The sequence below is a fragment of the Actinomadura physcomitrii genome (assembly GCF_008923205.2).
Taxonomy (GTDB): Bacteria; Actinomycetota; Actinomycetes; order Streptosporangiales; family Streptosporangiaceae; genus Spirillospora; species Spirillospora physcomitrii.
On record NZ_WBMS02000024.1, the window covers coordinates 1 to 14,824 of the forward strand.

Here is a 14,824-nt window from a genome sequence, read left to right on the forward strand (position 1 = left end):
CGCCAGCGTTCGTCCTGAGCCAGGATCAAACTCTCCATCAAGGCCCAACGACCACCCCAGGGGGCGAACCCCGAAGCAGCCAAACCTCAGAAGAAAATCCCAGCAACACGATCCATCCGAAAACAGACCGCTTTGCCTCAAAGAAATCCCCACCACCCCCGCGAACGAGGATGGCCACGGGGCGACCCGGCCTGCCGGCCGGGTCGATAAAGGCACTGGCTTTTAACACGCTGTTGAGTTCTCAAGAAACGGACACCCACCGTGCTGGATTCGCTTTCGCGTTTCCCGCCCCGGGACGACTGTTCTTACTTTATCAGATCCGCTCGGAGTGTCAATTTCCGGGCTTTTCCGATCGCCTTTCCGGTCCGCTCGCGCGGCCCTTCCGGGCGGTGTTGCCATTTCATCAGATCCGGCCCGTTTTGCAAAATCGGGCCTTTCCGATGCCACCACGGCACGGCTGACACGGCGGAGCCGCGCCGGCTGCTGAGTGATGGTTTCCCCATCGGCCGGCCGCCGCGCGGGCGTCCTGCATCCGTGAGGGGGACGAGGGATTAACTTACGTGGTCCGCACGGCCTCGTCAAATCGACGCGCCCGGGCGCTGGGCGGCCCCGCGCCGTTTCGTGCTTTGTGCCGGGAACCGGCCGGGTCCTCCGGCCATCTACATCTGTGAACCGGCCGACTCCACGGAGGTACGCGGATGAGCTACTACCCCCCGCCGACGAACTACGGATACGGCGCCGCTCCGCCGCCCAACCATCTCGTGTGGGCGATCCTGACGACGCTGTTCTGCTGCCTGCCCGCCGGGATCGTGTCCATCGTGTTCGCCGCGCAGGTCGACTCCAAGTGGGCGTCGGGCGACCACGCGGGCGCCATCAGCGCGTCGAACAACGCCAAGACGTGGGCGATCGTCTCGGCCGCCGTCACCGCCGCGATCCTCGTGATCTACCTGATCGTCATCGCGGCGGCCGCCGCCAACAGTTGACGTCCGGTCATGGTGCATGAGCACGTGTCCGCCCGGCCGGACGGCATGCCGGCCCGCCTCGATCGCTCGCCGCTCGGGGCGGCGCGGCGGTTGTGGCGTCCGGCCGGCGTCCTGGCACTGGCGGTGTCCGCGGTCTCGTACGTCGCGGCCGTGGATCCCGGGGAGACGGGGCACTACCCGGCCTGCCCGTTCCTGGCGTTGACCGGTTACGAGTGTCCCGGGTGCGGGGCTCTTCGCACGATCCATGCGCTCGCGCACGGGCACGTGCGGGACGCTCTGGGCCTCAACGTCTTCGCGGTCGTGATGATTCCGGTGCTCGTCTTCTTCTGGGTTCGCTGGACGTCCGCCCGTCTGCTGGACCGTCCCGTGCGGAGCCGGGTCGCGGACCCGCGGCTGATCTGGGTGTTCCTCGGTGCGGTCCTGTTGTTCTGGGTGCTGCGCAACCTGCCGTTCGGATCCTTCCTGGCCGCGTGACGGCCGTCTCGAAGGGGTGGCCGCTGGAATGTCGGTCGATCTCCCTACGCTCTATCGGTCACCCAAGGAGAGGACGGACATGACCGACAAAGGACGCGCCCTGGTGCTCGGCGGCGGAGGGGTCGCGGGCATCGCCTGGCTGACCGGGTTGCTGCTCGGGCTCGCTGAGGAGGGCGTGGACGTCACGGGGGCCGACCTGCTCGTCGGCACGTCCGCGGGCTCCGCGGTGGCGGCGCAGGTCGCGAGCGGGTTGCCGCTGAAGGAGCTGTACGCGCGGCAGGCCGACCCGGCGTTGCAGAACCGGGAGCTGGTGCCGGCCGGGGTGTCGGTGAGCACGGTCATGGAGATCTGGATGCAGCTCGCCGTGGAGCATCGGGACGATCCGGTGGCGGGGCGTCAGGCGCTCGGCGCGCGGGCGCTCGCGGCCGAGACCGTGACGGAGGCGGAGCGGCGCGCGGTGATCGAGGAGCGGCTGCCGTCGCACGACTGGCCCGCGCGCGAGCTGCTCGTGACGGCCGTGAACGCGCTGACGGGTGAGCTGCGGGTGCTGGACCGCGACTCCGGGGTCGGCCTCGTCGACGCGATCGCCGCGAGCTGCGCGGTCCCGATGATCTGGCCGCCGGTGACGATCGGCGGCGTCCGCTACATGGACGGCGGCGTGCATTCGGCGAACAACCTCGCGTTGGCCGCCGGCTACGAGCGGGTCCTGCTGGCCGCGCCGATGGACGATCCCTCGCTGGACCGCGAGATCGGCGCGGTGCGGGCCGAGGGCGGGGCGGTCGAGGTGATCCGGGCGGACGAGGCGTCGACCGCCGCGTTCGGCGCCGATCCGCTGGACCCGTCGACGCGGACGCCGTCCGCGGAGGCGGGGCTCGCGCAGGGCAGGGCCGCCGCGGCGGGGATCGCCGCCTTCTGGAACTGATCGGCCGTCGGCCCGCGGCGTCCGGTGGGAGCCGCGGGCCCGGCGGGCGCGGTCAGGAGGTGGCGGCCGGCTCCGCTGCGGGGACGGCGGCGTCCTCGCCCGTCGGCGGCGTGCGCGTGAAGACGTTGAACACGAGGTTCAGCACGATCGCGCTGATGCTGCCGATGGTGATGCCGCTGTTGAGGATGGCGGCGACGTCCTTCGGCATGTTCTCGCCGAACTGCGGGACGACGGTGGGGAGCAGTGCGAGCGCGATGCTGACGGCGACGACCAGCGCGTTGCGCTCCTGGCGGAGGTCGACCTTGGCGAGGGTCTGGACGCCGACGACGGCGACCATGCCGAACATCGCGACGGCGGCGCCGCCGAGGACGTCCGGCGGGATGGACGCGACATAGGCGGCGGCCTTCGGGAACAGCCCGAGGACGATCATGACGGCGCCGGCCGCGACGACCACGAACCGGCTGCGGACCCCGGTGAGCCGGACGAGCCCGACGTTCTGCGCGAAGCAGGTGTAGGGGAAGGCGTTGAGGGAGCCGCCGAGGAAGGTGGACAGGCCGTCGGCGCGCAGCGCGCGGGTGATGTCGGCGTCGGTGACGTCCTTGCCGACGATCTCGCCGGTGGCCTTGGAGTCGCCGACGGTCTCCACGACGGTGACCATCATGACCAGCAGCATCGCGACGATCGGGCCGATGTGGAAGGTCGGGGCGCCGTAGTGGAACGGGGTGGTGACGCCGAACCAGTCGGACTCGCCGACCTGGTCGAAGGCGGTGTCGCCGAGCGCGTAGGAGACGGCCGTCCCGCCGACGAGGCCGAGCAGCACGGCGATGCTGCTGAGGAAGGGGCGGCGGAGCCGGTAGAGGACGACGATGAACAGCAGGGTGCCGCCCGCGTACATGAGGTGCTTCCAGCTGCCGAAGTCCTTGCCGGCGGCCTTGGCCGCGGCGCCGCCGGCGGCGTCGGTGAGCGCGTTCGGCAGCAGCACCAGGCCCATGATCGTCAGGACGGTGCCGGTGACGAGCGGCGGGAAGAAGCGCAGCACGCGGCCGAGGAACGGGGCGGCGACGAGGGTGACCAGGCCCGCGGTGATGGTGGCACCGTAGATCGCGAGGAGGCCGGCGGTGGCGCTCTCGGCGCCCTGCCCGATGGCGATCATCGGGGCGACGGCGGTGAACGTGACGCCCTGCACGATGGGCAGCCGGATGCCGATCCGCCAGACGCCGAGCGACTGGATGATGGTGGCGATCCCGCAGGTGAACAGGTCGGCGTTGATCAGGTAGACGAGCTGCTGCGGGGACAGCCCGATCGCGCCGGCGACGAGGATCGGGACGACGACGGCGCCGGCGTAGAACGCCAGGACGTGCTGGAAACCGTAGAGCGCGAGCTTCGGGACGGGGAGCACCTCGTCGACGGGGTGCCGGCGCGGTCCTTCTTCGGGCATGCCTGCCTTGCCTTCCGGGGGTGAGTCGGACCAGGTGGACGCCCTGATCACGACGGCAGAAGATACCGGTGCCGGCACGCCGCGGCGTCGGCGGGTGCGGTCCCGGCGGCGCGCGCCGCGACGTGGGATGGGCGCCCGCCGCCCATCCCATGCGCAGAGGTGCGCTCTAGGCGGGGTCGGTGAAGGCCGGCTCGCGCTTCTCGAAGTAGGCGCGGACGGCCTCGGCCTGGTTGGGGGAGCCGCGCAGCGCGCCGAGTTCGCGGGACTCCTCCAGGTACTGGCCGGCGAGGTCGCCGCCCTCGGCGGCGCGGTTGAGCAGGCGTTTGGCGGCGCGGATCGCGTCCGGGCTCTTGCCGGCGATCTCGCGGGCGAGCTCGAGCGCGGCGGCGCGCGGGTCGCCGGCGGTGCGGGTGGCGAGGCCGAGGCGGACGGCCTCGTCGCCGGTGACCATGCGTCCGGTGAACGTCAGCTCCTTGGCGACGTCCTCCCCGACGAGCCGGATCAGCGCGGCGGTCCCGGTCATGTCGGGCACCAGGCCCCAGCGGATCTCCAGGATCGACAGCTTCGCGTCCGGCGCCACGATCCGGATGTCCGCGCCGAGCGCGATCTGGAATCCGCCGCCGAGCGCGTGCCCGTGCACGGCCGCGATGACCGGCTGCGGGAGTTCGTGCCAGGTGTGCACGGCCTGCTGGGCGAGGTTGGTGATGCGTCCCGGCTCGCGGTCGGTGATGTCGGACGACAGCCGTTTGGACCGCTGCCCGCCGGAGCCGCCGTTGCCCGTGCCTGGGCCGCCGGACGGTCCGTCCCCGGCCATCGCGGCGAAGTTCGCGAAGTCGAGCCCGGCGCAGAACGCGCGCCCCTCCCCCGACAGCACGACCGCGCGGACGGACGGGGCGGCGGCGAGCGCGTCGCCGGCCTCGGCGAGCGCCTCGAAGGTCGCGATGTCGAGGGCGTTCAGCTTGTCGGGACGGTTGAGCCGCACGTCGGCGACTCCCTCGTGGACGTGCACGGTCACGCGGTCGGTCATGCCGGTCCCCTTCGTAAGTGCGGTCTTACTGACCGATCATTTCAGAAGATGAACTTGATGACCGCGTTGCCCGCCGCGGCGGCGCGGGCGTAGAAGGCGCGGAGGACCGCGAAATCGGCGGCGAGTAGCCCGTTCGTGACCATGTCGCCCTCGTCACCGAAATCGAAGGAGTACGGCCCGATCTCCAGCAGCAGCGGGTACCGCTCGCGGATGAGGGCGTCGAGGTCGATCCCGCGCAGGTGGGCGTCGACGGCGCGCACCTCCGCGGGTCTCAGCAGTATCGGCACGTTGAGGCGGGAGGTGCCGTCGCTCAGGACGAGCCCGCCCATGACGACGTCGCGGGCGGGCGCCGGGCCGAGCGGGACCCTGGCGTCCTTGTCGTTCTCGCATCCCGTCAGCAGGATGTGGATCGCGTCCCAGGTGCGCGTCGTGTGCGCCGACTCCAGCTCGCGGAGCGACTCGTTCCAGGCGTCCTCGAGCCGGCGCAGGCCGCTCCGCAGGCCGTGCGGATGGTCGAGGAGCGCGTGGACCTCGGTCCAGTCGTGGCGGTCGAGACTCATCCAGTAGCCCACGGCCGCCCCGTGCCCGTCTCGTCCATGACGGACATTGTGCCCGCCGGTGATCAGGTGACGGGAACGATTTCCGCGCCGGTGAGGCGTCCGCCTTCGATGTCGAGCAGGCCGATGGTGCCGCGCGGCTGGCGGCGCCGGTCGGTGGGCGAGCCCGGGTTGAAGATCCGCACGCCGTCGCCGGTCTCGTCCAGCGGGATGTGCGAGTGCCCGAAGACGACGAGGTCGGCGGCGGGGAACCAGCGCCGCATCCGGGCGGTGCGGCCGCGGGCCTGGCCGCTGTCGTGCACCATCGCGACGGCGAGGCCGCCGAGGTCGAGTTCGAGGCGCTCGGGGGCGCCCCACTCCGCGACGTCGGGACCGTCGTTGTTGCCGAGGACGGCGTGGACGGGCGCGTACTGGGCGAGCTCGTCGAGGACGGACGCGACGCAGACGTCCCCGGCGTGCAGGATGACGTCGGCGCCCCGCAGGTGCTCGGCCACCCGCGGCGGGCACGCCTTCCAGCGCCGGGGCGCGTGGGTGTCGGAGACCACCACCGCTCTCACCCCTCCATTGTCCGGTGCCGCGGTTCCGCGGCCGGCGCCGGGGTCAGGACGCCGGGCGGACCCGGTCGAGCTTGTCGGGGTTGAGGACGGCGAACAGCCCGTGCACGCGGCCGTCGCGGACGTCGAACGCGGTGAGCTGCTCGTGGCCGTCGATGCGGGTCCAGACGGCGGGCGCGCCGTTGGCCTCGACGATCCGAAGTTCGCCGAAGCCGTAGCGCGTCCCGAGCCCGGTGATGAACGCGGCGACCGCGTCGCGGCCCACCACGGGACGGAGCGCGGCGCGGACCTTGCCGCCGCCGTCGTTCCAGGCCACGACGTCCTCGGCGAGCAGGTCGGTGAGGGCGGCGAGGTCGCCGCCGCGCGCGGCGTCGAGGAACCGGCCGAGGAGCTCGGTGTGGTCGGCGGTGGAGGGCCGGAACCGGTCGCGCCCCTCCGCGAGGCGGGCCGCCGCGCGGCGGTGGTGCTGGCGGCACGTCGCGGCGGGGACGCCGACGATGCCGGCGATCTCCTCGTAGGGCAGCTCGAACGCCTCGCGCAGCACGAAGACGGCGCGTTCGGGCGGCGTCAGCCGCTCCATCATGTGCAGGGTCGCGTAGGACAGCGTGTCGGTCATCTCGGCGGTCTCCAGCGGCCCGAACGCGGCGGCGGACACCGGTTCGGGCAGCCAGGGCCCGGTGTAGGCCTCGCGGGTGACGCGGGCGGAGCGGAGCTGGTCGAGGGCGAGCCGCGACACGATCGTGACCAGGTAGGCGCGGGGCGAGGCGATTTCGGCCGGGTCGGTCCGCGTCCACCGCAGGTAGGCCTCCTGGACGACGTCCTCGGCGTCCCACATGCTGCCGAGCAGCCGGTAGGCGAGCCCGAGCAGCAGCGGGCGGTGCTCTTCGAACGCGCCGGCGGCGCCCTCCCGTGCGTCCATGCGCACGATCATGCCGCGTCGCGGGCGGTGCCGCCCGTCCCGCCGGCCTCGATGCCGTGCGTCCAGCTCGGGTGGCGGGGCCGCCAGTCGAGGCGGAGCCGGGCGCGGGTGTTGTCGGCGCCGCGCAGCCGGTTCATGAACGCGACGCCCCAGCCGCCGACGGCGAGCCGGGCGAGCGCGGCGGGGGCGCGCTTGGGCGCGGGCGCGCCGAGCATCCGGGCGTAGCCGGTGAGGAAGTCCGCCATCGTGACGGGCGTGTCGTCGACGATGTTCAGGGCGCCGGTGACGTCCTTGTCGAGCGCGGCGACGATCGCGGTGGCGGCGTCGTCGGCGTGGGTGAACGACAGGACGGCGTGGCCGCCGCCGACGGCCGGCACCTTCCCGGCGCGGACCTGGGCGGTGAACGACCCGTCGGGCGCGAAGGCGGAGCCGGGGCCGTACAGGTGCCCGAACCGCAGGACGAGGCCGTCCGCGCCGGCGGTCATCGTCTCGAGGTCGGTGAGGGCGGACAGGACGGGCGCGAACTGCTTGGGGGTGTGCTCGGTCCACAGCGGCGCGTCCTCGTCGGCGAGGCCGTCCGCGGGCTGGTAGGCGTACGCGAGGCCCTGGGCGAGGACGCGTTCGGCGCCGGCGTCGCGGGCGGCGTCGTAGAGGTTGCGGGTGCCCTCGGTGCGCAGCCGGTTGGTGAGCGCGAAGTCGCGGGCGAGGTGCTTCGGGTCGGTGGCGGCGGGGATGGCGGTGAGCAGGTCGACGACCGCGTCGGGCGCGGCTTCGCGGACGGCGCGGGACACCGCGTCCCGGTCGAGCGCGTCGGCGGCGAGGGTGCGGCCCGGGCCGCGGCCGGAGCGCGACAACCCGATCGGCTCGTGGCCGACGGCCTCGAGCAGCGGCATGAGCCGGCGGCCGATGACTCCGGTGGATCCGGCGACGAGAACGCGCATGACGGCTCCTGATGTCCGTCCCGGCGCGGGGCCGGGAGAAGGTCGGTTACGGCATCAGGACGGGGCGGATCCACCGGGCGTGACAGCGCACCGCGTGATTCAGGCCACATGCCCGGAACCGGGTGATCAATCCACCCGGGGATCTGGACACCGGTGGGAAACAACTGTAAGCACTCTGTCATTACACCGTTCTGACCTGCGGGGTTAGGCTCGAACCCCTCGCGAATCGTCCACGGGATCCGGCCGTACGCCCCCGGCCGCCCCGGCACGGCGACCCAGCACCGCGAGGAGCAGGGGGCGGCCGGGCGCCGAGGTGGAAGACCACTCCCTTGCACCGGCCCCGGGGCCCGGCCGCTACCCCTGCCGGCTAGGAGGTCAGGTAGAGCTTGCGGTCGAAGACGCCGGAGCCGGGCGTGCTCTCGCCGCGGCCGATGGCCGCGCCGCTGCCGGTGCCGCTGGACGGGCAGAGGCCGCTGCTGCCGGACTCGCGGACGAGCTGGATGGCGTCGGACTTGCCCTGCAGGTCGTCGTCGGACAGGGGCCGGTTCGGGTTGTCGCGGTTGTAGACGTCGAAGACGAGCCCGTCGGACCCGCCGGTGCGGAAGCCGTAGATGCAGGTGACGGTGAGGCCGAGCACCTGGCCCTTGAGGGTGACCCGCAGGTCGCCGCCGATGGCGATGACGCCGTCGCGCCCGCCCTGCACGGGGTCGTAGGTGACCTGCCCGGACCGGTCGGAGACGCCGCCGAGGTCGAGGTCGGTGGCGGGCGAGCTGAAGCCGTTGGAGGTGTGGCAGGCGCCGATGGACGCGGCGGTCAGCTCGCCGGCGCCGTCGGAGGTGTTCGTGCCCTGCAGTTGCGCGCTGTCGCAGGTACCCGTGACGTTGACGCCCAGGAAGGTGGTGGAGAAGTTCAGCGTGCCGACGGTGGAGATCTGCCAGTTCCCGGCGTAGGGGGCGCCGGTGGCGGTGTCCTGGCGGATCGTGGTGGTGGCGGCGGACGCGGGTCCGGCCGCCAGCGCGAGCGCGGCGCACGCGGCGGCCGCCGGGGCGGCCAGCCGGGCGAGTCGGGCGGGAGCGTTCACGGGGTTCCTCCTCGGAGAGCGTTTTCCTGCCTCCGCGCGCGGGAGCGCCCGCGCGCGGCCCCCTGCGCGCGGCCCGCGGAATCCCGCCGTGACCGCGCCGATCACCCCTTGTTCATACCCGAGTGATCGCGGAAAGGATAGAGCGCTTCGCAAGGAGGCCGACAATTCGTCGGATCCCGATAAAGGGACCCGGGAGAACACTCACCTGGCCGTGAATCGGCGCTCGCCGCAGGTCCGATACCGTCGAATTTTACAACGAATCCGAGATTGGAACGATCGCAGCGGACGGAATTGTGCGGATCGCTGCAAAGCGGCGGGAAGGCGCGCGGCCGGGCTTGGGAGGTAGTGGACGGACCCGGCCGCGCGCCTGGCCTGTCAGCGGAAGGCGGGCGTCATCGCGTAGACGCGGTTGGGCTTGTTGTAGCCCACGAAGACGCGCGATCCGCGGCCCGCGGGCGCGACGGCGAGGCCCTCGCTCTCACCCGTGAGCGGGATGGTGATCGCTTCCAGGATCGTGCCGGCGCGGTCAAGCACGGTGATCGTGTTGTTGGTGTAGTAGAGGACCTTGTCGCCGGACATTTCCAGGCCCTGCGGAACGCCCTGGTAGCCGAGCGGGAACGTCGAGCGGACATTCCCGTCCAGGTCGGTGAAGGCGAAGACGAACGGCCCGTTGTCGCCGGGCCCCGCGTGCACGAGCAGCCCGTCGCGGCGGTCGTCCACGGCGACGAGGCCGGAATTGCCGAGGGAGCCGAAATCGATGGTGCGGACGATGCGCGGCTCGCCCGTCCAGTCGACGACGTTCACCTTGGTCGGGTTGGTGCCGCCGCCGGTCGCGACGTACAGCAGCCCGTCGGCGCGGCGGACGCTGACCTCGGCGGCGTGCCCCACGTCGAGCGGCGCGCTCTCCTTGACCTTGGTGCCGTCGGGGCGGTACTCGCGGATGACGCCCATGCCGCCGCCCACGTCGAAGCCGACGAAGAAGCGACCGTGCTGGTAGGCGAGGCCCTGCATGTTGTCGGTGTCGGGCACGTCGAAGACGAGCTCGAAGGTGTAGGAGCGTTCGGCCGCGGCGGCGGGACGGGCCGTCCCGGCGAGCGTCGCGGCGCCGGCGAGCGCGGCGGCGCCCGCGAGGCCGAGGGCCGTGCGGCGGGTCAGCGGGGTGTCGGCGGGTAGGCGGGTCGGTTGCATGGTGCCTCCTCGTGGTGGGGGGTTGCGCGGGGAGTCTCGGGAGCGGCGCCGGGGTCAGGCCGGGCGCGGCGCGGTGAGGGCGCCGGGGTTGGCGCAGTGCAGGAGGGGCTCGCCGCGCAGGTGGCGGCCGACGTCCTCGGCGATGATGCGGGCGGCGTTCGCGGCGGTCTGCTTGCTGGCGCCGGCCAGGTGCGGGGTGACGATGACGTTCGGCGTGGTCAGCAGGCGCGACCCGGCCGGGATGGGCTCCTCGGGGAAGACGTCGAACGCGGCGGCGAACAGGTGCCCGGACTCGACGGCGTCGCAGGCGGCGTCGTAGTCCAGCAGCGATCCGCGGGCGCAGTTGACGATGATCGACCCGGGTGCCATCGCGGCGATCTGCGCGGCGCCGATCATCCCGGTGGTCTGCGGCGTGGCGCGGGCGTGCAGGGAGACGATCTGCGCGCGTGCCAGCAGGTCGTCGAGCGGGACGAGTTCCGCGGCGTCGGCGAGGTCGCCGAGATCGTCGAGGTACGGGTCGTGGACGAGGACCTTCGCGCCGAGCGCGGCGAGCATCCGGGCGACGCGGCGCCCGACCGCGCCGCAGCCGACGAGGCCGACGGTGCTGCCGAGCAGTTCGACGCCGACGTCCTCGTACCGGTAGTAATCGCCGCGCCACTGGCCCGCGACCAGGTCGGCGTGGGTCTGCGGGATCCGGCGGACGGCGGCGAGGATCAGCCCGAGGGTGTGCTCCGCGGTGGCGCCCGCGTTGCGTCCGGGCGCGTAGCAGACGGCGACGCCGTGCTCGGTGGCCGCCTCCAGGTTGGCGTTGACGGGCCCGCCGCGGCTGATCCCGAACAGCTCCAGGTCCGGGCACGCCTCCAGGACGCGGCGGGTGAGCGGCGCCATCTGGGTGACGCAGATCCGCGCGCCGCGCAGCGCCTCGATGAGCCGCTCCTCGGTGCCGGACGCCTCGTCCACCTCGGCGACCCGCCCGAACGGCTCGACCGGCCACGGCAGCGTGAGCTCGGTGAACTCCAGGTCGCCGGGGGCGGCGGCGCGCAGCGCGTCGATGAACAGGCGGTTGCGGACGAACAGGTCACCGGCCGCGAGGACGCGGGTCGTCATTGCTGGCTCCAGGGAACGAGCGATCCTTCGATCGCGGTGTTGAACTCCAGGAGGGCGGCCTCGCCGTCCCGGAGCCGGATCTCGGTCAGTGCGCAGTTGCCCAGCGACGGGAACCGCCGCCGGTAGTCCTTGAGCGGCAGCCCCAGCAGCCGGCACAGCGCGAGGCGCAGCGCGGTGGAGTGCGCGACGACCAGGACGCGGCCGCCGGGGTGCCGTCCGGCGATGTCGTGCAGGCAGGCGGTGAAGCGGTCCGCGGCGGCGGCGGGGTCCTCGCCGCCGGGCAGGTGGCCGGCGACGGGGTCGGCGCGGAAGGCGCGCAGCTCGTCAGGGAACGCGCGCGCCATCTCGTCGCGGGTGAGGCCCTCGCCGCGGCCGAAGTGCAGCTCGCGCAGCCGCGCGTCGACGACGGGATCGGCGCCGATCGCCTTGGCGGACGGTTCGGCGGTGAGCCGGGCGCGGCCGAGGTCGGAGCACCAGACGGCGTCGGGGCGGGCCGCCCGCGCCCACGCGCCGAGCAGCCGTGCCTGCTCCAGGCCGCGCCGGGTGAGGGCGACGTCGCTGGTGCCGGCGTAGCGGTTCTCGGCGTGCCATTCGGTCTCGCCGTGGCGGACGAGGACGAGCCGCGTCATCGGGCCGTCCTCGCCCGCGCGTGGGCGGCGGTCGGGGCGGGCAGCCATCCGCGTCCTTCCAGTTCGTCGACCATGCGGACGTAGGCGTCGTCGAACCGGCCGGCGTTGCCCGGCCGCGGGTCGACGGTGGCCGCGACGGCGACCATGCGGGACGCGGCGCCGGCGACGTCGCCGCCCGGGGACGCGGCGAGGACGGCGGCGCCGAGCGCCGGCTCGGCCTGGCGCGGCAGGACGACGGGCCGGCCGAGCACGTCGGCGCGCAGCTGGCACCAGTACCGGGACTTCGCGGCGCCGCCGGTGAGGGTCAGGTCGCCGCCCGTCGGGGCGCCGAGCAGGTCGAGGTGGTCGAAGCAGAGCCGCTCGATGAACGCGACGCCCTGCAGGACGGCGGCGTAGGCGTCGGCTTCGTCGCCGGTCGCGCCGAGCGTGAACCCGCGGGCGTCGGGCGCGACGAACGGGAACCGCTCGCCCGCGCCGACGAGCGGGTAGGTCAGCGCGGCGGCGGGTTCGCGGCCGGCGGCGCGGCGGTCGAGGCCGGCGAGGTCGCGGCCCGGGTAGTCGCGGGTGAGGGCGCCCGCGCCGGTGCTGGACGCGCCGCCGGGCAGCCACCGCCCGTCCGGCGCCTTGTGGGAGTACACGACGCCGAACGGGTCGTGGACGAGGTCGTCGGTGACGCCCTTCAGCACGAGCGTGGTGCCGAGGACGGAGTTCCAGGAGCCGGCGGTGAGGCGTCCGGTGCCGAGCTGGGCGGCGCAGCCGTCGGTCGCGCCCGCGATCACCGGCGTGCCGGCGGGGAGCCCGGTGACCTCGGCGGCGCCGGCGCAGACCGTGCCGAGCGGGGTGCCGGAACGTTCCAGCTCGGGGAGCAGGCCGGCCGGGACTCCGAGGGCGTCGAGGACGTCCAGCGGCCAGGCCTCGGCGATGAGGTCGGCGCCGGTCTTGAGGGCGTTGCTGAGGTCGGCGGCGACGGGACGGCCGGTCAGCCGCCGGTTGACGAAGTCGGCCTGGTGCGCCAGGCGCGCGCCGTCCGGCAGGCCGGGGGTGTTGTCCAGCAGCCACAGCAGTTTCGGCAGCGCCCACGCGGGCTGCATGCGCTGGTAGCCGAGCTTGCGCCACACCTCGCCGCCGGCCTCGTTGATCCGCTCGACGGCGCCGGCGGCGCGGGTGTCGTCGTACATCAGTGCCGGGGTCAGCGGGCGCCCGTCGCGGTCGGTCAGCAGGACGGTCCCGGACGTGCCGTCCACCGCGACGGCCCGCACCGCGCCCGCCGGGACGTCGCGCAGCGCTTCGCGGCAGGCCGCGGCGACGGCCGTCCACCACTGCTCCGGGTCCTGCTCGTGGCGGGGCCCGTCGCGGCGGCCCGACAGCGGGGCCGTCCCGCTTCCCGCGACCCGCCCCGACGCGGTGACGGCCAGGGCGCGGACGCTCTGCGTGCCGAGGTCGACCCCGACCCAGACGGGTACGGCGGTCACCGCTCACCCCCGCGCTCGCGCATCGCGGCGAGCGTGGGCCAGGCCGGCGCGGTCGCGCGCCTGATCTCCAGGAAGTCCTGGTACGCCTGCGCGTAGTGCACGGCCCGCGCCGGATCGGGTTCGTAGACCTCGCCGGGCCGGACGTACTGCCCGGCCGCCTCCCGCGCGTCCTTGGCGCGGCCGGTGGCGAGCAGGCCGACGATGAACGCGCCGCGCGCGCCCGCCTCCGCGTCGGCCGACCGGACGACCGGGACGCCCGTCACGTCGGCGAGCATGCCGAGCCAGAACGCGCTCGCCGAACCCCCGCCGCTGACCCGCAGCTCGGTCGGGCGGGTCCCGGCCGCCTCCAGGCAGTCCCGGACGACCAGGCTGAGCCCCTCCAGGACGGCGCGGGCGAGGTCGGCGCGCTCGTGCTCGACGGTCAGGCCGTGGAAGGCGCCGCGCGCCCGCGGGTCCAGGAACGGCGCGCGTTCGCCGGCGGGCGACAGGTACGGCAGGAACACCAGGCCGCCGGCGCCGGGCGGGGACTGCGCCGCCAGCGCGGACAGCGCGGACGGGTCGCCGTCGAGGCCGAGCGTCCGGCGGGCCCAGTCGACGACCTGGCCGCCCGCGAGCGTCGGGAACGCGCGCAGCCACCGGTCCGGCAGGCCCATCGCCACCGTGAACCCGGACGGCTCGCCGTCCAGGCGCGGCGCGTCCACGACCATCTCGGTGCACAGCGTCGTGCCGAGGATCGTGCAGGCCTGCCCGATGCCGACCGCGCCCGCGCCGATCGCGGTGGACGCGATGTCGTAGGGGGCCATGACCACCGGGATCCCGGCGGCCAGGCCGAGCGCGTCCGCCGCGTCCGGGGTGAGCGGGGCGGCCCGCTCGCCGTCGTCGAGCAGGTCCGGCAGCAGCTGGCGGGCCCATTCCATTCCGTAGAGGCGGAGCAGGTCGCCGGAGTACGCGCGCTCGCGGACGTCCATGAACGGCGCCGAGGCGTCCGAGGAGTCGGCGGCGATCCGGCCGGTGAGCCGCGCGAAGACCCAGCCGCCGCAGGTCAGGGACGTCGCGGAGCGGGCGAGCCGGTCCGGGTCGTGCTCGCGCAGCCAGGCGAGGATCGCGTTGGGCAGCCCCGGGAACGGCAGCGACCCGTTGCGCGGGAACGCCTCCGCGATGACGCCCGCGCGCGCCCACTCCTCGACGATCGCGGCGGCGCGGCCGTCGTTCCACAGGATCGCGGGCCCGGTCGGCTCGCCGGCGGAGTCGACGAGCCAGCTGCCGTCGCCCTGCCCGGTGAGCGCCAGCAGGTCGACGCCCGCGCCGAGCGCGGTGACCGCCGCGGCGGCCTCGCGCACCGCGCCCGCCACCGCGTCCCAGACCTCGGCCATGTCCTGCTCGGCCCGGCCGGGCGCGGGCCGCGACACCGCCGTGGGCCGGCGGACGACGGCCAGCTCCGTGCCGTCCTCGGCGTACCCGGCCGCCTTGATCATCGTGGTGCCCGCGTCGACGCAGACGACCGCCATCGGCTCTCCCGTGAGGTGCGGAAA

At 73.9% G+C, this 14,824-nt stretch carries 16 protein-coding genes; 4 read left to right on the forward strand and 12 right to left on the reverse strand.

Translation table 11 applies throughout. The features are described 5' to 3' along the window. The 4 genes from F8568_RS47505 to F8568_RS27330 form a co-directional block, all read left to right on the forward strand. On the forward strand, positions 1-461 hold a 461-nt coding region (locus F8568_RS47505), incomplete at its 5' end, for a hypothetical protein (protein ID WP_207750430.1). Between the two features lie 237 nt (positions 462-698). Continuing rightward, entirely contained in the window at positions 699-983 is a 285-nt protein-coding gene (locus F8568_RS27320) for a CD225/dispanin family protein (RefSeq protein WP_151596569.1), read from the forward strand. A 9-nt stretch (positions 984-992) separates the two neighbouring features. After that, positions 993-1,457, forward strand: a complete 465-nt coding sequence (locus F8568_RS27325) for a DUF2752 domain-containing protein (protein ID WP_236009219.1) — start codon at positions 993-995, stop codon at positions 1,455-1,457. Between the two features lie 79 nt (positions 1,458-1,536). Then, complete coding sequence (locus F8568_RS27330) at positions 1,537-2,379, forward strand: patatin-like phospholipase family protein (RefSeq protein ID WP_151596570.1); 843 nt, start codon at positions 1,537-1,539, stop codon at positions 2,377-2,379. A gap of 52 nt (positions 2,380-2,431) precedes the next feature. On the opposite strand, the gene F8568_RS27335 is transcribed toward F8568_RS27330, so the two are convergent. The 12 genes from F8568_RS27335 to F8568_RS27390 all read right to left on the reverse strand — a co-directional run bounded on the left by F8568_RS27335 (position 2,432) and on the right by F8568_RS27390 (position 14,800). Next, on the reverse strand, positions 2,432-3,817 hold the full coding sequence (locus F8568_RS27335) for a nucleobase:cation symporter-2 family protein (protein ID WP_151596571.1): 1,386 nt from the start codon (positions 3,815-3,817) through the stop codon (positions 2,432-2,434). A 166-nt stretch (positions 3,818-3,983) separates the two neighbouring features. Beyond that, positions 3,984-4,844, reverse strand: a complete 861-nt coding sequence (locus tag F8568_RS27340; RefSeq protein WP_151596572.1) for a crotonase/enoyl-CoA hydratase family protein — start codon at positions 4,842-4,844, stop codon at positions 3,984-3,986. A gap of 41 nt (positions 4,845-4,885) precedes the next feature. Beyond that, on the reverse strand, positions 4,886-5,404 hold the full coding sequence (locus F8568_RS27345; RefSeq protein WP_151596573.1) for a DUF1877 family protein: 519 nt from the start codon (positions 5,402-5,404) through the stop codon (positions 4,886-4,888). 62 nt (positions 5,405-5,466) lie between these two features. Further along, a complete protein-coding gene (locus F8568_RS27350) occupies positions 5,467-5,958 on the reverse strand; it encodes a metallophosphoesterase family protein (RefSeq protein ID WP_151596574.1) in 492 nt (163 codons plus the stop codon). Between the two features lie 43 nt (positions 5,959-6,001). Next, positions 6,002-6,874: an RNA polymerase sigma-70 factor gene (locus F8568_RS27355; RefSeq protein WP_151596575.1), complete on the reverse strand. Its 873-nt coding sequence runs from the start codon at positions 6,872-6,874 to the stop codon at positions 6,002-6,004. Between the two features lie 8 nt (positions 6,875-6,882). Then, on the reverse strand, positions 6,883-7,815 hold the full coding sequence (locus tag F8568_RS27360; RefSeq protein ID WP_151596576.1) for an NAD-dependent epimerase/dehydratase family protein: 933 nt from the start codon (positions 7,813-7,815) through the stop codon (positions 6,883-6,885). A 367-nt stretch (positions 7,816-8,182) separates the two neighbouring features. Continuing rightward, positions 8,183-8,896 carry a hypothetical protein gene (locus tag F8568_RS27365; RefSeq protein ID WP_151596577.1) on the reverse strand — a complete coding sequence of 238 codons (714 nt, stop codon included), beginning with the start codon at positions 8,894-8,896 and terminating at the stop codon, positions 8,183-8,185. 375 nt (positions 8,897-9,271) lie between these two features. Then, entirely contained in the window at positions 9,272-10,084 is an 813-nt protein-coding gene (locus tag F8568_RS27370) for a hypothetical protein (RefSeq protein WP_151596578.1), read from the reverse strand. A 54-nt stretch (positions 10,085-10,138) separates the two neighbouring features. After that, positions 10,139-11,191 (reverse strand): 2-hydroxyacid dehydrogenase, encoded by a 1,053-nt coding sequence (locus F8568_RS27375; protein ID WP_151596579.1) that lies wholly within the window; start codon positions 11,189-11,191, stop codon positions 10,139-10,141. After that, on the reverse strand, positions 11,188-11,820 hold the full coding sequence (locus F8568_RS27380) for a histidine phosphatase family protein (RefSeq protein WP_151596580.1): 633 nt from the start codon (positions 11,818-11,820) through the stop codon (positions 11,188-11,190). The genes F8568_RS27375 and F8568_RS27380 overlap by 4 nt, the downstream gene beginning before the upstream one ends. Continuing rightward, on the reverse strand, positions 11,817-13,292 hold the full coding sequence (locus F8568_RS27385; RefSeq protein ID WP_151596581.1) for an FGGY-family carbohydrate kinase: 1,476 nt from the start codon (positions 13,290-13,292) through the stop codon (positions 11,817-11,819). The genes F8568_RS27380 and F8568_RS27385 overlap by 4 nt, the downstream gene beginning before the upstream one ends. Beyond that, the gene (locus F8568_RS27390; RefSeq protein WP_151596582.1) at positions 13,289-14,800 is read right to left on the reverse strand and encodes an FGGY-family carbohydrate kinase; all 1,512 of its coding nucleotides are present in this window, start codon (positions 14,798-14,800) and stop codon (positions 13,289-13,291) included. The genes F8568_RS27385 and F8568_RS27390 overlap by 4 nt, the downstream gene beginning before the upstream one ends. Positions 14,801-14,824: the final 24 nt, after the last annotated feature.